The following is a 22,557-nucleotide window of genomic DNA, read 5'->3' as shown; positions in this document are numbered from 1 at the left end:
TTAATCTAATAATCCTTAGATAGAAGCCTTTGTTATTTTCCTTAATTGTATAAATTTTCAGTATTATATTATATAATATTAAAAAACATTATTAATCTTTATTATAATATGGAAAGGTAGGTAAATATAATGAAGAAGATTGTAATGATTACTCCTGGGAAAGTAACTTCCATTAATCTAGCCATTCAACTTGAAGGTATTTTTGGTGAATATACAGAGGTGAAATCTTATTGTTTAGAGGATGAGCTAGATTTTGATTCTGCAGATTCATTAGTTGTTCTTTCATCACCCAATACTATGGATAAAAGAATACAGAAATTGATAGATAATGGTTTAGAATATATTGTAGCACAAAGGGTAATAAATCATAGATATATATCTGAATTATTGAATTTACCTAGGGGTACAGAGGTATTATTAGTTAATGACAGACCAGAATCTAGTTATGAAGCAATGGTTCAATTACAAGCTTTAGGAGTGAACTATATAAAATATTATCCATATTATCCAGGTATAACTTCTTATCCAGAACTAGATATATCTGTTACAGTTGGAGAACCGCATCTTGTTCCTTTTGGAGTAAAGAAAGTAATTAATATAGGAACTAGGCAAATAGACATTGTAACAGTAGTTGATATAGCCAATAGACTTGGTTTAATGAAGGCTTTAGGTGACAGGCTTTCATCTCAATATATAAATCATATAATAAATTTATTAAACAGACTAAATGATACGGCTAAGGATATGAAAATTATTAGCAGTAGATTAGAAACAGTTGCTAATTGTTTAGGAAAGGCTATTATATACGTTGACAAATCTGGAAAGGTTATTGTCAGCAATCAAGAAATGAGTAATATATTAAAATCCCCTTATGAAGAAATTATTGGAAGAAATATTAAAGATATATTACCTCAAATAGTGAATATAGACAGCCATGATGAGGTAGATATTGTTAGAATTCACAACAAGGACTTATTTGTCACTTTGAAGATTATAAAAGGAAAAGGTAGTGAAGATGGAATTATATATACCTTTGAAAAAAGTGAAGAGATTGAAAAAAATGAACATGAAATACGTAGAAGGACATCTGAGAATGCTATTAGAACAAAATACTATACATTTGATGACATTATTTATAAAAGCAGCAATATGAAAATCCTAATAGATAAGGTCAAATCGTTTGCATCAACAGATTCTACTATTTTGATACAAGGAGAAAGCGGAACAGGAAAAGAACTATTTGCACAATCTATTCATTCAGCCTCCCATAGATCATCGGGACCATTTGTACCAGTGAATTTTGCTTCAATTTCAAGTAGCCTAATAGAGAGTGAGCTCTTCGGTTACGAAGAAGGCTCCTTTACAGGAGCAATGAAAGGTGGTAAAAGGGGACTTTTTGAAGAAGCACATGGTGGTACTATTTTTCTTGATGAAATAGGTGATGCTTCCTTAGATTTTCAATGCAGGCTATTGAGGGTTATACAGGAAAGGCAAGTGAGAAGGGTCGGAGGACTAAAAGAGATACCTATAAATGTTAGGATAATTGCTGCAACTAACAAAGACTTAGTATCTGAAGTTAAAAAAGGTAAGTTTAGAGCAGACTTATACTATAGATTAAATGTCTTACCAGTTAGAATGTTGAGTTTAAAAGAGAGAAAAGTAGATATATTAGTATTGTCAAATTTCTTTTTAGAAAAGTATAGTATGAATAAAATTAATAACATAGAGGAAGTCTTGGAAAAGGAAGCGGTTGATTTGCTATATGAATATGATTGGCCTGGAAACATTAGACAATTGGAAAATGCCATGGAATATATAGCCAATATTGCTAGAATGGATAAAAGATTGTCTATAAAAGAACTTCCTGAATATATCACAGATAGATGTGAAAAATTAGAAGGCTCTATATTAACCGATATTTTAGGATCAAATATAATATGGATGCTCAAAAAAATTATGGACTCTGATGGCTTGGGCAGACGAGCTTTAGCAGAGTTGGCAAAAGAAGAAGATATTGATTTGACAGAAGGAAAGATTAGAAACTTAATTAATAGTGTTGAGGAACTAGGTCTAGTTGAATCTAATACAGGAAGAAAGGGAACTGTACTGACGGAAAAAGGATATAATCTTATATCTTCAATTGGAGATTCTAGATAAATAGAATTTCTATTTTCGAGTAAGAATAAATTCAAAATCAGAAGAAAATAGGCAGTGTAATGGGAAGAAATTTTACCCTAAAAAGTACCCAATATTTATTAACCCTTGAAATCTTAATATTTATTCATTGGCATATAGTTTGCATATAATAAGCAGTAAGCTTATTATATAGAGGTGGTTAAAATGATTCTTGGAATAATGGGAGGAATGGGGCCTGCTGCTACTTGTGACTTATTTAAAAGGATAACTGACCTCACACCTGCAACTAGAGATCAGGAGCATTTGCATATTATAATTGATAGCAATGTAGGAATACCTGATAGAACTGCTTATATTTTAGGCATGGGCGAGGATCCTATGCCGGAAATGGTAAAATCTATCCGAAGGTTAGAAATGATGGGAGCAGATTATATAGCAATACCTTGTAATACAGCTCATTACTTTTATGATGAGATTATTAAATACACTAAAACAAAGATATTGAATATGATTTATGAAACGGGAGCATATCTAAAGGCAAACTTTGATTATAAGGACTATTTGCTTCTTGCAACAAAAGGGACTTATAAAGCAAAGGTTTATAGGAATATTTTTGCAGAATTTAATTTAAATATCATAGAACCAGATATTTCAGATCAAGAAACTATTATGGACTGGATATACAATGTTAAATCTTCAAAGTTTAATGTGGACCCTATAGAGTTTCAAAATATTGTAAATAGATATACTAAAAATAAGGAAATCCCCGTAATTTTAGGATGTACTGAATTGCCTATATTAGTAGAGAAAATAGGAGTTTTAGGAAAATATATAGACCCAGTTTCTATATTAGCTAAACGCTGTATAGAGCTTGTTAAGGTTGATTTATTTGTATCATAACAAAGGTCTTCTCTTTTTGGATTGATTTCAAAAAAGGGAAGACCTTTGTTTAATTTTATAATTTACCTGACTTGAATATTGAGATTAAAAGTAAAAATCCAGCTAATCCCGCACCTAAATAACCTATAATGCCTATTGCAGAAACTCCGTAAATATTTAATCCAATATTGGCATTTATAACTAGGGAAGAACTAATTAATAATCCAGCTACAATAACAGAGAAAATAATCCTATTTACCATTCTGTTTACTTCATTAAAATTTTCATCCATATTTTTAAGTTCTAAATTTAGCCTTAATCTACCTTCTAATCCTCTATCAATTAGTTGTAAAGCTTTCAAGGGTAAGTCTAAAGAAGCCTTACCAGCAGATATAATTTTGTTACCTAACAAAGTTATATCATAATCCTTTAATTTATCTTCTATTGTTTTATTTTTAAAATAAGGAATGGCAATATCCATGATATTTAACTCTTTATCCAGTTTACCCAGAACACCTTGGATGGTTAAAAGACCTTTTGCTAACAAAGTAATATCCTTTGGCATTATAATATTATTTTTTCTGCAAATAAGAATTACTTCTTCTAAAATCTTAGCTAAATCATAGTTGTAGATGGATTCATTTATATAAGTATTATAAATTAAATTTATATCCTGATAAAGCTTGTTTATGTCTACATTGCCTTTTCTAATACCTATGCTTAGAACAGAACTAGTCATTAAGTCTACGTTATCAGTTGCAACTCCTTCTAAAAATAGGTTGAATTTTTTCTTAATTCCCATATCTAGATTTCCCATTAAACCAAAGTCAATAAATCCAATTTTATTATTATGAATTAGAATATTACCAGGATGAGGATCTGCATGAAAGAAGCCATCTTCAAAAACTTGTTTAAAATAATTGTAAGTAAGTTTTTTGGCAATTTCTTTAATGTCATAGCCTTCAGTCAATAGTGTTGTAGTATCATCTATTTTTATACCACTAATAAATTCCATAACTAGAACATTAGAAGTGCAATATTTGTCATATACAATAATATTCTTAATATATTTAATGTCCTTATTATGTGAATTGAATTTTTTAATATTTTCTTTTTCATTTATAAAATCCAGTTCTTTCTCCGTAGCAACCTTTATTTCTTCAATAACAGCTTTAACATCTAAAACTTCATTCTTTGTTGTAAATTTAATAAAAGGAGCTAATTTCTTTAGAATAGCTATATCAGCTAAAATTTTTTCTCTTGCAAATGGACGTTGAACTTTTAGAGCAACTTCTTCTCCTGTTTTTAGTTTTGCTAAATAAACCTCAGCTAAAGAAGCAGAGGCGAGGGGAGTGGTTTTAAAACCTAAAAATATATTTGAGATAGTTTCATTTAGACTTGTTTCAATAATTTTTTTCATAATATTGAAATCTTCAGGTTTTACACTATCTTGAAGTTTTTCTAATTCCACTATATATTCTTTGGGCAATATATCAGGTCTTGTAGATAATATTTGGCCAATTTTAACAAAGGTTGGTCCTAATTCTTCTAAAACTAACCTTAACTCTGTAGGATTTCCAATTCCATTTTTAAAACCATGTTTAATAGCAACAGAAATAATCTCTTTAAATCTCAATCTAGTATAGTTATTTTCCATATTGAAAAATACCTTGAAAAATCAAGGTATTTCTTCCCCCCAAACTAACGGTTTTTTTCTAAATTATTAATTCTGGATTCCAAATTAGTTATATCTTCCTTAGTAGCTAGATTTAGTTCTTTTAATATATCTTTTAAATCAGAACTATTATTGGAAGTAGTTTCCTTATTATTTATAACTCTTTTTAATTCTTCATTTAATTCCTTGCCTTGTTCCATAGTTATTTTTCCCTTTTCTACCATAGCTTCTACCACTTCATTAGCCTTTTCATAGGTTAAAGCTAAAGTGCCAATACCGGCTAAAAAAACCTTTTTAAGTATTTCTTCCATAGAAATCCCTCCCACTATAAAACAATATACCCATGTTTATATAAAATATTCAAGCTTAGGTCATTATGTCCATAAGTATTCCTTGAATATCATTTAATCTTTTTAAGATATTAATTCTTTTGTTTTCCAGGTCTAGAAATTCCTGTGTTAGTTCGTCTAGTTCCTGATCTACTTTCTTAACTAATGAATAAACTCTGTGACGACCTCGTCTATCAAGGGAATTTTCTTTGAAAAATATATGAGAATTATTTACAGTTATATTCAAAAATTCTCTAACTAGCTTTTTATATTGAATTAAATCATCTATAAATAATTTATTGGACAATTTATCAGATTGAGTTTCAATTTTATCATATAAGGATTTTAGTTCAGTTCTAATCTGATCTTGCTCTAATTCATTTAACTTTAGTTTAAAAGTATCCTTTACAGCTTTTCTATCTACGGCTCGTGAAATTTCTATAGGAGAAATACCTTCTATCCCGGCTCTATTAATCTTATTCATAGCACACCTCCTGCCTCTCTATTATATAATATCGGCAGAAATGTGGAAATAAGTAATATCTCTATTAAGAAAATTAAAGAAGATGACGATAAATAAGATAGTGAAGAGTTAAAATTATAAGTAAATGGTTTTTAGTAAAAACTAGATTATTTTAATCTTTTTAACTATTAGTTTGTTAGTTGTTTTTATTATTCACTGCATTTATGAAAGGAAAAGATTAATGGAAATATTAAAAATAAACAATAAAGAAAATGTGATAAATAGATATGGGTTAACCCCGACCCTTCCTTATGATATAGAAGGGGTACTTGTAGAGAAGAATGGAAAGGATATAAAGATTCAAAAGACCATAGATAATAAAACAGTAGAATACTCTTTGAGATTAAAAGAGGAAATAGCATCAAGTGTAGGAGATAATATAACAGTTGAGAAAGAAAATATAATTTCTTCCAAGGTAGAAGAGAAAGAAGACATAAAGGATGAACATGAAGTAAGAAAAGCATCAGATATAATTAGAGAACTGGGCTTAGAATATACAGAAGAAAATATTAGAATGATAGAGTTTTTACTTAGTAGTGGAATACCTATTACAAAAGGAAATGTAGATTCTTATATACAATCAAAGGAATACTTAAATAAAATAATTGAAGGCATAGATACTAACTCCTTTGTAAAACTTTCTGATAGAGGAATAGACTTAGATGGTGAGAGCCTCCAAAAGATAGCTGAGGCATTGGATGATATAAAAAATGAAAACCCTTCTTTTTCCTTGAGAAAACTTTTAAGACTTGAGAAGGATTTGACTTATAAAGATGCAGAGGAAATAGCAAAAGAAATTTATGGACAGAAGATGGGTAAAGATGTTTACGATACAATAATAGCTTTAAATAAAGAAAAATTACCTATTACAAGAGAAAACATAGATAAAACCATAGAAGTAATATCAAAACTTCATAATTTAAAAGAATTGAAAGAGGAAACTTATATTAAAATATTCAAAGATGATATGTTATTTAATATAGATAATTTATATAAATTAAATAATTCCTATACTATAAACCCTATAGAAAATAATATGGCAGCAAAGAATTTTGAAGACTTTACTATAGCAAAGGAAACAACCATAGATGGATTAAAAGAAATTTTAAGCAATTTAAATTTAGATGGTAACATTGAAAATATTAATATTTTGAGAGAATTTATAGTAAATGATATGGTAATGGATGAAGAAAAATATAATAAGATCATTTCTATGAAAAAATCAGTAAAAGAATTAATAGAGTTATTAGGACACGAAGAAATAGCAAGACTGAATAAGAGGGATATAAATCCATTAGAAGAGCCTATAAATCAATTGGTAGAAGAGTTAAAGAAGGAAGATATTAAAGAACAAGACAAACCTTTGTATAATGAAGAAATTCAAGAGATAAAAAGAAATTTAGAAATTTTAGGAAAGATTAAAGATAAAGACCTTCTAATGTTAATAAAAAACGGAGAAGATTTCACATTAAAATCCATAAAGGAAATTATAGATACAAATATAGATAAAGAGCTGAGCATCGACTATAAAACTTTGGATAAGACTATCCATATATCCAATATATTAAATGCATTAGGGGATAAATTAAATATAGACACTTTGTCTTTTGCCTTTAAGAAATATGAAGGGATTACCCTAAATAACCTATATATGGCTCAAGAGGAAATAACTACAGGTGGAAAAGCTGTACCCACAGTCGATAGAATAAATGAGGGGTTAATATTTGAAGAATATCTTAGGGCAAGGAATAATTTAACTGTTAATATAGTAAAAGAAAGTATCAAAGATAGCCAAACTTTGGAAGCTATGCCGCTTAATGAATTGAACAGCTATATAGAAAAGAAAATTAATAGGTATAAAGAGAGTCAGAGGATGACTAAGGAAATAAAAGATATTAAGGGAAATCATGAAAAAATATTACCAATTATAATGAGAAATCAGCTTCCTATGACTTTGAAAGAAATTAAAGATATAAATTCTTTCTTAAATGGTGAAAAGGGGTTAGCTAATGTTTTGAGGGATGTGTTGGAACCTAATAACCCAAGATATACTGAGGAGTTGAAGGAAGGAATAAAATTGCTTCAAGAGAAAATCTCTACATCTATTAAGAATGGGGATACTAATTTTAAGGATAATTATAAAGAACTGATAAATTCTTTAAATAGCAATAATTCCTTTGATACTGATGAAAGACAAGAATCAAAAGAAGATGGATATATAAAGCTTCAATCTCAAATATCTAAAAGGGATATGGTATTTCAATTGCCTGTGCAAATAGATAATGAATATAGGAGTTTAAATATCATAGTACCTGATGCCGAAAAAGGCATTGATAAAAATAATATGAAGTTTTTTATAAGTCTAGAAACAGATAACATAGGTATAGTGGATATTGAGCTTAATGTAGTTGGAAACCAGGTTAAAATCAATATAGAGGAAGAAGGTATGTCTTTAAGAAATAATCTAAATTTACTGGATGAAGGCTTACAAAAACTTGGTTATACATTAAATAAACAGGTGATATTATGAAGAAAAGATTGATATCACGAAAACATATTGAAAAGGCATATAAGACCGATACATTAAGTGGTGATATAGACTTAAATCTAGAACCTATAGAAGAAAAAATTGATAAATTACCTAAGGAAATGTTTCAAATATTAGGAGAGATAATATCATTTATAGAAAATACAAATAAATTTGAGGGGGATAAAAACCATGAGAATCAATAATAATATACCAGCATTAAATACTCACAGATTATTAAATATGAATACTGAAGGTCTACAAAAATCGCTAGAAAGACTTTCTTCAGGTAAAAGAATTAATAGAGCATCAGATGATGCAGCAGGTCTTGCAATATCACAAAAAATGGAAGCACAGATAAGAGGACTAAGACAGGCTTCAAGAAATTCACTAGACGGAGTATCTCTAATCCAAACAGCAGAAGGAGCATTAAATGAAGTACATGAGATGCTTCAAAGGATGAGAGAACTTAGTGTGCAAGGTGCCAGTGGAGTTTATGCAGAAAAAGATTTAGAGGCTATAGCTAATGAGATGCGAGAATTAACTGAACAGATTAATATGATAGGAAGAGATACAGAGTTTAATGGTATTCCTTTACTTAAAGGAGATTTAAAGACTACTTCTGGCGATGCTGTAGAAAAATTAAGACTTCAAATAGGTGCCAATAAAGAACAATTTATTGATGTGGAAATGAAGGAAATTAATGTTATGGTTGGAAGTGGGGATAAATTAAATATCTTAACGGATATTATCAAGGAAGATGGTGGGAAATTTAAAGTTGAAGATGGTTCATTAAAGGCAACAAACTTTGAATCAGCTATTACAAAATACAACGATGCTATAGAAAAGGTATCTAAAATGCGTTCCCAGCTTGGTGCAATTCAAAACAGACTTGAGCATACCATAAGAAATGTAGATAATACAGCGGAGAATTTAACAGCATCTAAATCTAGAATTGAAGACTTAGATATGGCTAAGGAAATGAGTGAATTTACTAAACTAAATATATTACAGCAGGCAGGTACATCTATGCTAAGTCAAGCAAATCAACTGCCACAAACAGTGCTTCAATTACTACAAAGATAGGAGTGACAAATAAATGGAAAGTATTACTCTAGAGAAAAGGGTAATGTCAACAAATGATTGGGGACTAATAGCAATGCTTCATGAAGGATTAATGGAGAAATTTGAAAGATCTTCTGAGGCTATAAAAGAAAAGAATTATGATAAGTTAAACATACTTATCAACAATTGCCGAGAGATATTAACAGAATTGTTAGTAACATTTAGAGAAAAAGACGAGTTATCCACAAACCTTAGATCTCTTTATTTATATACTAACAAACTCATAACAGAAGGGGAAATAAAGAAAGATACTAATCTTTTTGAGAACGCAATAGATGTAATAGCTCCAATATACATGGGTTTTAAGGGGCTAGAAACAAAAGGAGAACCAAATATAGTGTCAGGACTTACTTATGGAAAAGGAAATCTGGAAGAACATAGTGTGAAATTAGGTAAAACCTTTCAAGGATAAACAAAAATATAGAGCTGGATTTTATACCAGCCCACAAAAAAACTGTGGTATATATACCACAGTTTTTATTTTATGTAACCGTGCACCCAGCTTTGGCAATCCTGTTCCAAGCGTTACCCAAACAGTTAACTCAGATCAGGCTTCCCTACGGCACACGAAAAGTTTCACTTACCGCTGCTTCCTTCCGGATCTGACGGGGTTCATGAGTTTCCGTTGCGTAGGACCAAATCGTCACTGCCACTTATTTGGGGCAGACCTCACAATAGAGATGCCTAGACTGGGAATTCAATCCTGCTATAGCGGATTGCAGGTTATAGGGCACCGCTACCTCCCCATCTAGCACGGTAAAAATTTCTAATGGCGGAGAGAGAGGGATTCGAACCCTCGAGACGCTTTCACGTCTACCCGCTTTCCAGGCGAGCGCCTTCGACCAACTCAACCATCTCTCCATAGTTTATTGTCTCACAGGATTATATTATAACTAAAATTTAAATATATGTCAACAGCTAAAAACAAAGACTATATAAAATAGGTGTAATCTCATGCACAATCTGATATAATATAATATATTATAAAAATGTAGGTGGATAATATGTATCAAGCTTTGTATAGACAATATAGACCAAAGACTTTTGATGAAGTTTTAGGTCAAAAGCATATAACAATTACATTAAAAAATCAAATGCAAAAGGAAAATATTGGGCATGCATATCTATTTTCAGGTACTAGAGGGACGGGAAAGACTTCCACGGCAAAGATATTTTCTAGAGCTGTAAATTGTCTAGCTTCAATAGATGGCAATCCATGTAATGAATGTGAAATATGTAAAGGGATATTAGATGAAAGTATAATGGATGTTATAGAAATGGATGCGGCTAGTAACAATGGTGTAGATGATATTCGGGAATTGAGAGAAAAGGTAGTATATCCTCCGTCTAGGGCAAAATATAAAGTATATATAATAGATGAGGTACATATGTTATCGAAGGCTGCTTTTAATGCATTATTAAAAACCCTTGAGGAACCTCCTAAACATCTAATATTTATACTGGCCACAACTGAGCCTGAGAAATTACCTCAAACTATTCTTTCAAGGTGTCAAAGATTTGATTTTAAAAGGATAACGACAAGAGATATAGTAGATAATATGAGGGATATCTGTAATAATTTGGGATTAGATGTAGAAGATAAGGTTCTTAATCTAATAGCAAGAAATTCTGATGGAGCCATGAGAGATGCTTTAAGTTTACTTGATCAGTGTGTGTCTTTTGGAGATGGAAAGATTACTTATTTAGATGCTATTAGTATTTTAGGAATAGTAAATTCAGATATTATAATAAATATTACACAAGATATAATAGATAAAAACTTAGAAAATGCATTAAAATCTATAGATGAGGTTATTCAAAATGGTAAGGATATTCATCAATTTATTAAGGATTTAATAAGTCATTTTAGAAATTTAATGATAGTTAAAACGTCAAAAGATCCTTTAGAATTAATAGATATAGACGAAGAAACACTAGAAAGATATTCAAATCAAATTAAGGATATTAACATAGAATTTATACTTAGAAGCTTAGATATTCTTGGGATGGCAGATGAAAGAGCAAAATGGTCTACACAGCCAAGGGTAATCCTCGAAATGGCAGTTATACAATTAATAAGATTAGAAGATGAGCTTTCCTTGGAGGAAAGGATAGAAAAGCTTGAAAAGGGAATTATACCCCAGAGAACTGTAAAGGAAGAACCCTTTAAATTTGAGAATAAGCCTCTTCATACCAATAAACAAGAAATACAAAAAGAAAAACAATCAATGCAAGAACCACAGGAAGTAAAAATTGAAAAAGAGATATTTATAGATAATGGGGAAGAATTAGAGTTTGAAACAATAGTTAATGAGTGGCAAAGAGTGCTTCAAGCAATAAAAGCTATAAAGGTTAATGTATTTGCATTGTTGATGGAAGGAGAGCCTATTAGTTATTCAAATGGTGTGCTTACAGTTGGGTATAAAGATAATTTTGGTATTCATAGAGCAGCAATTAGCACTCCTACAAATGCAGAAGTTGTAAATCAAGGAATTTCAACATATTTCAAGAAAGATATAGATGTAAAGTTTGTAATGATAGGCGATAAACCTATAGATAAAAAAGAAAAAAATAATAGTAAGGAAAAAGCCATAAAAGAAGTTATAGACTTCTTTGGAGAAAACATAGTAGAAATAAAGTAAGGAAGGAGAATTTAATATGGCAAAACGTGGATTTCCAGGAATGGGTGGCAATATGGGTAATATGATGAAACAAATGCAGAAGATGCAAAAACAAATGGAGGATATGCAAAAACAACTTGAGGAAACAGAAGTTGAAGCAAGTGCAGGTGGAGGAGCTGTTACTTGTAAGGTAAATGGAAAGAAGGAAGTATTGGCAATTACCATAGATGAAGGAGTAGTAGATCCAGAAGATGTTGAAATGCTGCAAGATTTAGTAATGGCGGCTATAAATGAAGCTCTTAGAAAAGCAGAGGAAATGATGACAAAGGAAATGGGGAAACTAACTGGGGGTATGAATATTCCAGGATTGTTCTAATAGAAGGAGAGTAATATAATGGAGCAGTATGCACTACCAATAGCAAACTTAATAGAGCAGCTATCAAAATTACCAGGCATTGGTAGAAAAACTGCTCAAAGACTTGCATTTTATATTTTAGAAATGGAAGAAATAGAAGCAGAGAAGCTATCAAAGTCTATAACTAATGCAAAGGAAAAAATAAGACTTTGCAGTATATGTTGCAATCTAACAGATGATGACCCTTGTAATATATGTAGAGATACTATGAGAGATAAGTCTATAATCTGTGTACTAGAAGGGGCTAAGGATATTATAGCCATGGAGAAATCTAAGGAATACAAGGGACAGTATCATGTACTGCATGGAGTTATATCTCCAATGGATAATGTTGGTCCAAATGATATAAGGGTAAAAGAGCTTTTAGACAGATTATCTGATGGAGTAGTTGAAGAAATAGTCCTAGCTACTAATCCAACAGTAGAAGGTGAGGCTACAGCCTTATATTTATCAAAGCTTATAAAACCATTAGGGATAAAGGTAACAAGAATAGCTCATGGAATTCCAGTAGGGGGAGATCTTGAGTATTTTGATGAGGTAACTTTAGCCAAGGCTATGGATAATAGGAGAGAGATATAAGGATTAAAATATATTTGTCCCTCTAAAATAAAGTTCTTCAACAAGTAAATAAAGTTCTTCAAAGCAGGAGAAATCTTAGATTAAATTCCAAGAAACCTCCTGCTTTTTTATATCCCTTTTCCCTATGGTTTTTTATCAGACTTTTAATTAGAACAGGAAATAGATATAAGACTTAAGTTCGGTAAAGTTATTTTTTAACCTAAAATCATTTGAATGTAAATACTTTAATTCAGTACGAGATGATTGGTTATAAGAATATAAGTGATTTTATATGTTATACATTGTAAAATAAATGTATATGGTATGGATTGTTAAATAACGTGAAGTAGAGATTATTTACTTATATTTTAATGTTTCAGCTAATGAGATTATTGGTGTATCAAATATCACAACATCAAATAATGTAGTAATTAGAAAGAGTTATCAGGATGATACAAACATGGTAAGATTTATGACAAGGATATGTATGTAATCATTCTAAATGATGATAAGGCTGATGTTTGGTTAAATATTCACTGTATTGGAAATGTGTTGTTGGGTTACTTCTTATTTTAAACTATGGGAGGTCAAAATGAAAATACAAATAATAGAAGAAAATAAAAAAGATTTTTTAGACTTATTATTATTAGCAGATGAACAAGAAAACATGATTGATAAATATCTGGAAAGAGGTATTATGTTTGCAGTATATGATAATGATTTAAAAGGAATCTGTGTAGTAACTAAAGAGGCGGATAGAATCTATGAACTAAAAAATATTGCTATTTATAAAGAATTTCATGGACATGGATATGGACAGAAATTGATTGGGTATATTTTTGAATACTTTAAAAATGATTGTGATATTATGTATGTAGGAACAGGCGATAGCCCTTTAACACTACCTTTTTACCAAAAATGCGGATTCGTGGAGTCTCATAGAATTAAAGATTTCTTTATAGATAATTATGATAATCCAATTTATGAGTGTGGAAAGCAACTAATTGACATGGTATATTTGAAAAAAGAATTTTAAGTACAGAATAATTCTACCTCTCTTTTTAAAAAGGTATGTAGTTTTTTGTTAATTATATCTTTGCTCTAAAAATAAATAATAAAAGCTTACCATACATTGTCAAAGTAGTTTATTTTCTATATTATAATAATTAGATTTAGTAATAATATTGAAAAAATTTATATTTAGGAAGGTAGACAATGAAAGAAAATAACTTTGTTTACTACTTAGGTGATGAACGTGGATTAATAAGTATTGCCAGTGAATGGCTTATTATTAAATTTTCAGATGCAGTTGTTAATAAAATCCAGATTACAAAAGGCTAAAGGATATTATATAAGGTAGAGAAAAATATATTTTGGAGGGTGATTTTATGAGAAGAAAAGATAGAGAAATGAATAAAGAATTCGGTTTAGAAATCATAGATAAGTCAAGATATGGAATTATTTCTATGATTGATGAAGATAATGAACCTTATGGTATTCCTCTTTCCATTGTAAGGGATGAAGAAAACTTATATTTTCATTCAGCTATGGATGGCAGAAAGGTACAGGCATTAGAGAAAAATCCCAATGTTAGTGTAGCGTTTATAGGTGAAGTAAAGGTGCCGGAAAACTATACCAAAGAGGAATTGGATGAAATAGTGAAGGATGAATCTAAGGCAGTATTGCTTATTAGTAGTGTTTTTACTACCCAATATGAATCAGCAGTTGTAAAAGGCAAAGTAAAGTTAGTAGAAGATGAGGAAGAAAAGATTAAAGCTATGAAACTTATATGTGAAAAATATACTCCAACAAAGATGAGCTATTTTAATATGGCTATTAAGGCTGGATTAAAAAGAACTAATGTATATAAAATAGAAATAGAAGAAATTAAAGCAAAAAGAAAAAAATATGATAGACATGGTGAAGAAATGAAATGGGGAAGAATGGAGTAATATTATAGGTAGCTAATAAGATGTATAATGATATAAGGGAAACATTTCATATTAATTATAGTAGGAGGGGTTTTTATGGCTGCTTTTGAAGATTTTATGAAATTAGATATTAGAGTTGGAGAGATTACTAAGGTAGAAGATTTTAGAAACGCAAGAAAACCTGCCTATAAGCTATGGGTTGACTTTGGAGAAGAAATAGGAATTAAAAAATCTAGTGCTCAAATAACCGAGTGTTATGATATGGATGAACTTGTAGGTAAGCAAGTTTTAGGAGTAGTAAATTTTCCACCAAGACAAATTGCAGATTTTATGTCAGAAGTATTAATATTAGGAGTTTATTCATCACAAGGGGTTATATTAATTAAACCAGAACGGTCTGTTAAAAAAGGCGATAAATTAGGTTAAATGATAATCCTTTTATAAAATATATTAGTTTAAATGTGTCATTGTTAGAATTAGTGACTATATATCCAAAGGTTATATAAAGTATATAGTTACTAATGAAGAAACCAATTTAACCATTTCAAAGATATGGGGGGGACGGTTATGAAAATAAATAAAGCACCACTGATTTTTAAAATGGCACGTTTTCCAGCAATAATGACTATAATCTCTTTTATTCTGTTTATAGCAATATATTTATTTGTAACTATGACAGCAATTGAACCTTATTATTTTATGGGTTTAGTATTTGCCATACCCTTTGTGTCCTTTGGAATAATTACTTTTTTCTCTGTAACAGGAAGATTGAAAATTATTACTTCCTCTCTAATAACAAGTATCCTGATTTTTGTCTTGGGTTTTGCAATGTTATTTGTGTTTCTTTTCATAACTTTTGATGCAGCAACAACTACAACAACGGATATAAGTAAATATGAAAGGGTTTTAAAACTAACGGGATATCCAAATAACTTATTAACAGAATATTTTCCTAATAAAATTCCTGATAACGCAAAAGATATTATATTTAGTTATAATCCTGCTTTTTTACAGGGTGGAGAAATGTTCGGTTTAAAGTTTAAAATAGATATAAACTTTATTAATAGTTATATTAATGAATTGTCACAAAAAGCCAAATGGATAGGAAAATCAAGTGAGAATCAAGCCTTATCATCTTAATGATTGGAATCATGGGGAGTTAAGTCTTGTTGCTATCAGTAAAAACAGGGATGAAATAATATTCCTTGCAGAGGATTGGTAAACAATTTATTTTTTTATATAAATATTTAATTCATATGTTTAGATAGTTTCTATCAGTAAAGTATTATTATTAAAATTTTTAGGACAGGAAGGTAACTACTTAATGGAGGATTTGTTAGAAAAAATAAAAATAAGAAAAGTAATATTAATTTACATTAGTACAATGATATTTACTTTTATGATTTTACAAATGCCTTTTTTTAAAAATATTTATTTTAAATGTTTTAATTCTTATTTGGGTTTATATTATATTTTCTAAAGAGAATATATCAGTAAAAAGTGAAATAATTTATTTGATAAAAAAAGTAAATTATAAAAAAATAGTTCAATTATATATTTTAAATTTAGGTATCTACATTGGAATTGGTCTTTGTATATTCATTGGAGATAAGTCCTTAATAAAAGTTCCTTCCAATATATTTATTATTTTTGGAATAACTTTAGCACCCATAGTTGAAGAATTCATATTTAGAGGTGTGATAATGAGTAGGTTGAAAATTAGATTGGGTATTATTCCAGCAATTTTTATTTCTTCAATAATATTTGGAATAGTACATTTTGATTTCAACATATTTGGAAGATTATTATTTGGAGTTTTAAGTGCTTTATTATATATTCAAACTAAAAATATTATAAACTGTATTATTTTTCATGGGTTGAATAATGGAAGTATATTTATATTTCCTATTATATCCCAATATACTAATTTTTCAATAAATATGGATAGTGAGTTTAAAACCAATGTACTGATATTTATAATTTTCAGTTGCTTTGTTTTATCAGTAGTACTTAATATCATTTATATAAAGAATAATTTACCGAGAAAGGATAGTAAATTGTCATAATGTTTTTAACAAGGATATAAACATATTTTTAAATTATTAAAAAGAGAGTTTCAAAAATCAAAAGATTGCATACTTAAGGGTATGCAATCTTTTTTGGATAAAAAAACATATTATAGGGAATAATTATTGTTCAATAAAATAATATTAAAATGCTAGGGAGGATGAAGATGATAGATTTAGAAAATATAGAGCCAAAGGAAGTATTTCACTGGTTTCATCAGTTAAACCAAATTCCAAGGTGTTCAGGTAATGAAAAAGAAGCAAGTGATTATTTAGTGAACTTTGCAAAGGAAAGAAATTTAGAAGTATATCAGGACGAAATTTATAATGTTATCATAAAGAAACCTGCATCAAAGGGATATGAAGACTCTGACCCTGTAATTATTCAAGGACATATGGATATGGTTTGTATAAAGGGAAAGGATTCTAATCATGATTTTACAAAAGACCCTATCGAAATGATAGTAGAAGGGGATATTATGAGGGCAAATAATACTACTTTAGGTGGTGATGATGGGATTGCAGTTGCTTATGGTATGGCAATATTAGACTCTAAGGATATAAAACATCCGCCACTTGAAGTTTTAATTACTACTAATGAGGAAACAGGCATGGATGGAGTACATGCTTTATCAAATGAACATCTATCGGGGAAGACTCTTTTAAATATAGACTCTGAAGAAGAGGGAATTTTTTTAGTAAGTTGTGCAGGTGGAGCCAATAAGATTACTACATTTAAACTTGAAAAAGAAAAGCAAAGAGGAAGTGGATTAGAAATTAAGATATCAGGCCTTAAGGGTGGACACTCTGGCATGGAGATAATTAAACAAAGAGCAAATGCTATTAAATTACTGGGAAGAATCTTAGTAAAATGTAATTATAAAACTAATATAAGATTAGCTAAAATTCAGGGTGGTACTAAGCATAATGCTATACCAAGTGATGCAAAAGCAGTTGTTTTAGCTGAAGATATAGATAGTGTCAAGAAGATAGTAGAAGATCTTACAAAAGATTTTAAGGAAGAATATGGTGTAGAAGACAAGGGATTAAATATAGATTTAACGGAAGTAAAGGTAGAAGAGATATATTCTAAAGAATTAAGTGACAATTTAATAGACTATATTATGATGGTTCCAGATGGAGTTCAATATATGTCCAAAGATATTGAAGGGCTGGTACAGACTAGCTTAAATAACGCTATTATTGAAGAAAGGGATAATAGAATTGAAATAATAGCTTCTGTGCGTTCCGCATCCAGTAGCTCCTTAAGGGAAATTTTAAATATACTTTCAGTTATTGCAAAGAGAACTGGTGCAAAATCAGAGGAAAAAGGTGCATATCCTGCTTGGCAGTTTGATAAGAACTCTAAAATTCGTGAAAAAGCTGTTAGAGTTTACGAAGAATTATTTAATAAGAAAGCAGAAGTAAGTGCCATACATGCAGGACTTGAATGTGGTCTTTTAAAGGAAATATTACCAGATACTGATATGATAAGCTTTGGACCAAATTTATATGATGTTCATACTGAGAAAGAACATTTAAGTATTTCTTCAGTTCAAAGAGTCTGGGGATTTCTTATAAAATTACTTGAGGATTTAAAATAGATAGATATAGGAGGAGTTTGTAATATTGCCATTTGTTTACCAGGCATTGCATCTGATTTAAAATAGATAGATATAGGAGGAGTTTGTAATGTCAAATGCTTCAAGGAGATTATCTAAGCAAGCATATGGTGGGGTAAAGGGAGAGGATTATGTTCCATTTATACCAACAACTGAAGTTATGCCTGAAGCAACTGGGTACTCAATCATTATGGGTATTATATTTGCAGTAATATTTGCTGCAGCAAACACCTATCTAGGACTTAAGGTAGGGCTTACTATTTCTGCTGGTATTCCAGGAGCCATTCTTGCAACAGGATTATTGAAATCAATATTTAGAAGAAATAGTATATTAGAAGCAAATTATGTGGCATCTCTAGCTGCCGTGGGAGAATCTATAGCAGGTGGTATTATATTTGTATTACCGGCTATCATCCTAATAGGATTTAATCTCTCTCTCATTACAGTTGCCTTAGTCACTGTTATTGGTGGGATTATGGGTGTATATTTTATAACTCCCGTTCGTAAATATTTAATAGTACAAGAGCATGGAAATTTAATATATCCAGAATCTATGGCTCAGGCGGAAGTTTTAGTAAATGCAAATCAAGGTGGGCAAGGATTTAAATCCGTATTAAAAGGTCTTGGGGTAGGTCTTGGATATAAGATTTTATCTGGAGGATTTGGGTTATGGAATGAAACAGCTTCATATACAATAGCTGCTTATCAGGGAACAATGGTGGGAATGGATACCTTAGCATCTCTTTTAGGAGTTGGTTTTATTGTTGGAACAGGAACATCCATATTAATGTTTGCTGGTTCTGTTGTAGCATGGCTTGGACTCATTCCATTAATAAAGTTTTTTGGAGTCTATGCAGCTACTCCTATATTTCCATCTAATATGTTAATTTCTGAAATGTCAGCTACAGAGATTTGGGCTAACTATATTAAGTATATAGGAGCTGGAGCTGTAGCCATGGGAGGATTTATTTCATTGGCAAGATCTTTGCCAACTATTATTACATCCTTTAAAGAAGCTATGGGTGGTTTTGGTAAAGGTGAAAAATCCTATGATAGAGTAAATGAAGAAGCACCTATTGTTTGGGTATTGGCAGCTGCTATATTTGGGTTTTTACTGACATGGATTATTCCATCAATAGGAGCAGGTATAGTAGGTGCAATTCTTGCAGTCCTATTTTCTTTCTTTTTTGCAGTAGTATCAGCTAGAATGGTTGGAGTAATAGGAGCCAGTAACAATCCTGTGTCTGGAATGACTATTGCAACTCTTCTTGTCATAGCTTCAGTATATAAAGCAATGGGAGCCACAGGTAATGAAGGTATGAGGAAAGCTCTACTATCTGCTGGTATAGTCTGCGTTGCAATAGCTGTAGGTGGAGGAGTAGCTCAGTCTTTAAAGGCAACATATATAATAGGAGGTAGCCCAAAGAAAATTCAACATGGTATGTTCATATCATTGACTATAGCTTCATTTATGGCTGGAGCTACTGTATTACTTTTGCATAGTGCATATGGAATAGGTTCTGAGCAGGTAACAGCTCCTCAAGCCACACTTATGAGGTTGATTGTAGAAGGTATTATGACAGGACGGCTTCCATGGACACTTGTAATCATAGGAGCTATAATAGCATTATTTTGTGCTCTTTCAGGTCTTCCTATTCTACCAGTTGCATTAGGTATTTATTTGCCAATATCTTTAAATAGTGCCATTTTTTTTGGAGGCATCATACGTAAACTGGTAGAAGTCAGATTTAAAGATAATGAAATTGATAGAGATAATGGAGTAGAAAGAGGTACTTTAATTGCCTCAGGTCTTGTTGCTGGAGATGCTCTTACAGGTATAATAGTTGGTGTTTTTGCTGCCTTAAATATTAGAATTGATTTTCTTTCTGGGATAATTCCAAATGAAATTTTAAAGAATTTAGTCAGCATAGGAATATTTATAGCACTTGCTATTTGGTTGTATAATTATTCTTGTACATTTAAAAGGAATAGTGAAAATGCTTAAAAATAATAAAGAAAATATTGTTGAAAGCAACCATAATGAAGATAAATATAATTTTGTATTATATGTCCCAGAAATTATTCATAAGGATTGGAAAATAGTAGATGGAAAAGTATTATTAAACTTTGAAGTTAAAAATCCAATTACAAAGTTTGCTGGATTTCTAGCTAAGAAAAAGCCTAAGAGAGATATACAATTTGATAATATGTGTACTTCTGCATGGCTTTTAATAGATGGGAAAAATTCCATATATGAAATAGCTAGAATCCAAAGTCAAAATACGAATGATGAATTTAAGGAAGATTTGAGAAGACTTATAGAATTTATAAAATATATATCTAAACACCGATGGATTAGATATAAGGGAGTAAAAAAAAGAGAAGAAATCAAATAGATAATCTAATTGACAAACCCCTAAAAAACAAATATACTTTTATTTATAGTCGTTAGTCTTTTTTGAGAATAACGGCTATAAATAAATATAGGGGGTAAGTGAATTGAATAAATTAAAAAAAATCATATCTTTATTTTTAGTTTTAAGTCTTATGATTTTTACTGCAGCTTGTGGAAAAACAGAAAAAACAGAGGATACATTAAATGCTAATGTTTCTAGTCAAGAGGAAGAAACCAATAATAATGAGAACAAAGAAGAAGTAGTACTTTTGGTTTATAGTGGTGCAGGATTAAAAAAACCTATGACGGAAATTGCAAAGGTTTTTGAAGAAGAGAATGGTATAAAAGTAGAATATGTATTTGCAGGTTCTACTCAATTATTGAGTCAAATAGAGCTTTCAGGAAAGGGAGATGTATTTATAGTAGGCTCTAAGAAAGCTTATGAAACATCATTGGAAAAAGAACTTACATATCCTTCTAAGGATGTAGCATATCATAATCCTATAATTGGAGTTCCAAAGGAAAATCCAGCAAATATAACCAGTCTTGAAGATATGGCAAAATCAGGTGTAAAGGTTATATTAGGTGATGAAAAGGCTAATGCTATAGGACAAACTAGTCAAAAACTAATAGAAAAAACAGGTTTAACAGGTATCAATGATAATGTAGTAGCTAAAACAGCAACGGTAAATGAAATATTAGTACATTTGGAATCTAAAAATGCAGATGCAGCCATAGTTACAGAAGATGCTGCCTTTGGGAATGAAAATATAGAAACCATAGCAATTCCAGAAGATATTAATATACAACAAATAATCCCAATAGGGGCAATTAAAACTTCTGAGAATCTCGAAGAAGCAAACCTTTTTGTTGATTTTGTTAGCTCAGATATGGGAAAAGAAATATTTGAAAAGTATGGATTTCCTTCTGTAAAGTAAATATAAGGATTGATTAGATATGTCAAATAAATGCTTTTCATATTTATTAGTATTTGCACTATCAATAGTTTTAATATTTACATTTACTCCCCTCGTACTTTTAATGATACGGGGGGTTCCTAATATACATCAATGTATTCAGTCAAAAGAAATACTATTTTCTATAAGATTAAGTCTTATTACATCTACCATATCTACATTAATATGTTTGTTTTTTTCTATACCTGTAGCCTATGTATTAGAGAGAGTAGACATAAAGGCTAAAAGGCTTATACAAATATTAATATTTTTGCCAATGTCTTTACCCCATATGATATCTGGCGTGGCATTATTACTTTTTTTAGGGAATTTAGGTATAGGGAAATTTCTATCTAAGCTTGGTATAGACTTTGTCTTTAATCCAAAGGGAATAGTAGCAGCTCAAGTTTTTGTAAATCTTCCTTTTATGGTTAATATGCTAAGAATAGCAATAAAAGAATCGGGATATAAAATAGAATTTATTGGAAGAACATTAGGATGTAACAGATGGCAAACATTCATATATATTACTGTTCCATTAATAAAAAATAGTCTAGTTTCTTCTTTAATCATAGTTTGGTCAAGAGCATTAGGAGAGTTTGGAGCAGTAATTATGCTTGCAGGGGCTACAACCATGAAAACAGAAGTAATGCCTACATCCATATTTATGAATATGTCAACTGGGGATTTAGATATTGCCATTGGTACAGCTACTATACTTATATTTATATCTATAATATCCATGTTATTAGTTGAATTAATTCAGAAATCAAAGTCTGTTTAGATAAAGGGGAATACT

23 protein-coding genes, 1 tRNA gene and 1 other RNA gene are annotated in these 22,557 nt (G+C 30.2%); 20 read left to right on the top strand and 5 right to left on the bottom strand.

The window, feature by feature from the left end; translation table 11 throughout:
* Window positions 1-129 precede the first annotated feature (129 nt).
* Window positions 130-2,157 carry a sigma 54-interacting transcriptional regulator gene (locus RT714_RS01290; protein ID WP_313755807.1) on the top strand — a complete coding sequence of 676 codons (2,028 nt, stop codon included), beginning with the start codon at window positions 130-132 and terminating at the stop codon, window positions 2,155-2,157.
* Between the two features lie 183 nt (window positions 2,158-2,340).
* Window positions 2,341-3,036 carry an amino acid racemase gene (locus RT714_RS01285; protein WP_313755806.1) on the top strand — a complete coding sequence of 232 codons (696 nt, stop codon included), beginning with the start codon at window positions 2,341-2,343 and terminating at the stop codon, window positions 3,034-3,036.
* 55 nt (window positions 3,037-3,091) lie between these two features.
* Here the strand turns inward: RT714_RS01285 and RT714_RS01280 are convergent, their stop codons facing one another.
* From RT714_RS01280 to RT714_RS01270, 3 genes are read right to left on the bottom strand one after another with little or no spacing between them, the layout of a single operon-like run.
* On the bottom strand, window positions 3,092-4,672 hold the full coding sequence (locus RT714_RS01280) for an AarF/UbiB family protein (protein ID WP_313755805.1): 1,581 nt from the start codon (window positions 4,670-4,672) through the stop codon (window positions 3,092-3,094).
* A gap of 44 nt (window positions 4,673-4,716) precedes the next feature.
* A complete protein-coding gene (locus tag RT714_RS01275; RefSeq protein WP_313755804.1) occupies window positions 4,717-5,001 on the bottom strand; it encodes a hypothetical protein in 285 nt (94 codons plus the stop codon).
* A gap of 55 nt (window positions 5,002-5,056) precedes the next feature.
* Complete coding sequence (locus RT714_RS01270; protein ID WP_313755803.1) at window positions 5,057-5,503, bottom strand: YaaR family protein; 447 nt, start codon at window positions 5,501-5,503, stop codon at window positions 5,057-5,059.
* A 220-nt stretch (window positions 5,504-5,723) separates the two neighbouring features.
* Here RT714_RS01270 and RT714_RS01265 point away from each other — a divergent pair, with 220 nt between their 5' ends.
* From RT714_RS01265 to RT714_RS01250, 4 genes are read left to right on the top strand one after another with little or no spacing between them, the layout of a single operon-like run.
* Window positions 5,724-8,072 (top strand): DUF6240 domain-containing protein, encoded by a 2,349-nt coding sequence (locus RT714_RS01265; RefSeq protein ID WP_313755802.1) that lies wholly within the window; start codon window positions 5,724-5,726, stop codon window positions 8,070-8,072.
* Complete coding sequence (locus RT714_RS01260) at window positions 8,069-8,275, top strand: hypothetical protein (protein WP_313755801.1); 207 nt, start codon at window positions 8,069-8,071, stop codon at window positions 8,273-8,275. Before RT714_RS01265 ends, RT714_RS01260 begins: the two co-directional genes overlap by 4 nt.
* Window positions 8,262-9,155, top strand: a complete 894-nt coding sequence (locus RT714_RS01255) for a flagellin (protein WP_313755800.1) — start codon at window positions 8,262-8,264, stop codon at window positions 9,153-9,155. Before RT714_RS01260 ends, RT714_RS01255 begins: the two co-directional genes overlap by 14 nt.
* A gap of 13 nt (window positions 9,156-9,168) precedes the next feature.
* The gene (locus RT714_RS01250; RefSeq protein WP_313755799.1) at window positions 9,169-9,606 is read left to right on the top strand and encodes a flagellar protein FliS; all 438 of its coding nucleotides are present in this window, start codon (window positions 9,169-9,171) and stop codon (window positions 9,604-9,606) included.
* 78 nt (window positions 9,607-9,684) lie between these two features.
* Here the strand turns inward: RT714_RS01250 and ffs are convergent.
* Window positions 9,685-9,951: signal recognition particle sRNA large type (gene ffs / locus RT714_RS01245), an RNA gene on the bottom strand.
* A gap of 13 nt (window positions 9,952-9,964) precedes the next feature.
* Window positions 9,965-10,055, bottom strand: a tRNA-Ser gene (locus tag RT714_RS01240).
* 143 nt (window positions 10,056-10,198) lie between these two features.
* Here RT714_RS01240 and dnaX point away from each other — a divergent pair.
* From dnaX to RT714_RS01170, 14 genes are all read left to right on the top strand, one after another.
* The gene (gene dnaX, locus RT714_RS01235; protein ID WP_313755798.1) at window positions 10,199-11,836 is read left to right on the top strand and encodes a DNA polymerase III subunit gamma/tau; all 1,638 of its coding nucleotides are present in this window, start codon (window positions 10,199-10,201) and stop codon (window positions 11,834-11,836) included.
* A 16-nt stretch (window positions 11,837-11,852) separates the two neighbouring features.
* Window positions 11,853-12,191 carry a YbaB/EbfC family nucleoid-associated protein gene (locus RT714_RS01230; RefSeq protein WP_313755797.1) on the top strand — a complete coding sequence of 113 codons (339 nt, stop codon included), beginning with the start codon at window positions 11,853-11,855 and terminating at the stop codon, window positions 12,189-12,191.
* A gap of 18 nt (window positions 12,192-12,209) precedes the next feature.
* Complete coding sequence (gene recR, locus RT714_RS01225; protein ID WP_313755796.1) at window positions 12,210-12,809, top strand: recombination mediator RecR; 600 nt, start codon at window positions 12,210-12,212, stop codon at window positions 12,807-12,809.
* Between the two features lie 571 nt (window positions 12,810-13,380).
* A complete protein-coding gene (locus tag RT714_RS01220) occupies window positions 13,381-13,824 on the top strand; it encodes a GNAT family N-acetyltransferase (protein ID WP_313755795.1) in 444 nt (147 codons plus the stop codon).
* A 179-nt stretch (window positions 13,825-14,003) separates the two neighbouring features.
* Window positions 14,004-14,129, top strand: coding sequence for a hypothetical protein (locus RT714_RS01215; protein WP_313755794.1), 126 nt, complete (start codon window positions 14,004-14,006; stop codon window positions 14,127-14,129).
* Window positions 14,130-14,176: 47 nt separating this feature from the next.
* The gene (locus RT714_RS01210) at window positions 14,177-14,740 is read left to right on the top strand and encodes a pyridoxamine 5'-phosphate oxidase family protein (RefSeq protein ID WP_313755793.1); all 564 of its coding nucleotides are present in this window, start codon (window positions 14,177-14,179) and stop codon (window positions 14,738-14,740) included.
* 75 nt (window positions 14,741-14,815) lie between these two features.
* Window positions 14,816-15,145, top strand: coding sequence for a tRNA-binding protein (locus tag RT714_RS01205; RefSeq protein WP_313755792.1), 330 nt, complete (start codon window positions 14,816-14,818; stop codon window positions 15,143-15,145).
* A 141-nt stretch (window positions 15,146-15,286) separates the two neighbouring features.
* Window positions 15,287-15,859: a hypothetical protein gene (locus tag RT714_RS01200; protein ID WP_313755791.1), complete on the top strand. Its 573-nt coding sequence runs from the start codon at window positions 15,287-15,289 to the stop codon at window positions 15,857-15,859.
* 374 nt (window positions 15,860-16,233) lie between these two features.
* Window positions 16,234-16,785 carry a CPBP family intramembrane glutamic endopeptidase gene (locus RT714_RS01195; RefSeq protein ID WP_313755790.1) on the top strand — a complete coding sequence of 184 codons (552 nt, stop codon included), beginning with the start codon at window positions 16,234-16,236 and terminating at the stop codon, window positions 16,783-16,785.
* A gap of 167 nt (window positions 16,786-16,952) precedes the next feature.
* Window positions 16,953-18,389, top strand: a complete 1,437-nt coding sequence (locus tag RT714_RS01190) for an aminoacyl-histidine dipeptidase (RefSeq protein ID WP_313755789.1) — start codon at window positions 16,953-16,955, stop codon at window positions 18,387-18,389.
* Window positions 18,390-18,477: 88 nt separating this feature from the next.
* On the top strand, window positions 18,478-20,412 hold the full coding sequence (locus tag RT714_RS01185; RefSeq protein WP_313755788.1) for an OPT family oligopeptide transporter: 1,935 nt from the start codon (window positions 18,478-18,480) through the stop codon (window positions 20,410-20,412).
* Window positions 20,405-20,803, top strand: coding sequence for a PqqD family peptide modification chaperone (locus RT714_RS01180; protein WP_072974987.1), 399 nt, complete (start codon window positions 20,405-20,407; stop codon window positions 20,801-20,803). The genes RT714_RS01185 and RT714_RS01180 overlap by 8 nt, the downstream gene beginning before the upstream one ends.
* A 103-nt stretch (window positions 20,804-20,906) precedes the next feature.
* The gene (gene modA / locus RT714_RS01175) at window positions 20,907-21,740 is read left to right on the top strand and encodes a molybdate ABC transporter substrate-binding protein (protein WP_200778158.1); all 834 of its coding nucleotides are present in this window, start codon (window positions 20,907-20,909) and stop codon (window positions 21,738-21,740) included.
* A gap of 19 nt (window positions 21,741-21,759) precedes the next feature.
* Window positions 21,760-22,542 carry an ABC transporter permease gene (locus RT714_RS01170; RefSeq protein ID WP_072974984.1) on the top strand — a complete coding sequence of 261 codons (783 nt, stop codon included), beginning with the start codon at window positions 21,760-21,762 and terminating at the stop codon, window positions 22,540-22,542.
* Window positions 22,543-22,557: the final 15 nt, after the last annotated feature.

Source organism: Tissierella sp., assembly GCF_032104385.1.
In the GTDB taxonomy this organism is placed as follows: domain Bacteria; phylum Bacillota; class Clostridia; order Tissierellales; family Tissierellaceae; genus Tissierella.
This window is presented reverse-complemented; position numbering and strand designations above follow the sequence as displayed.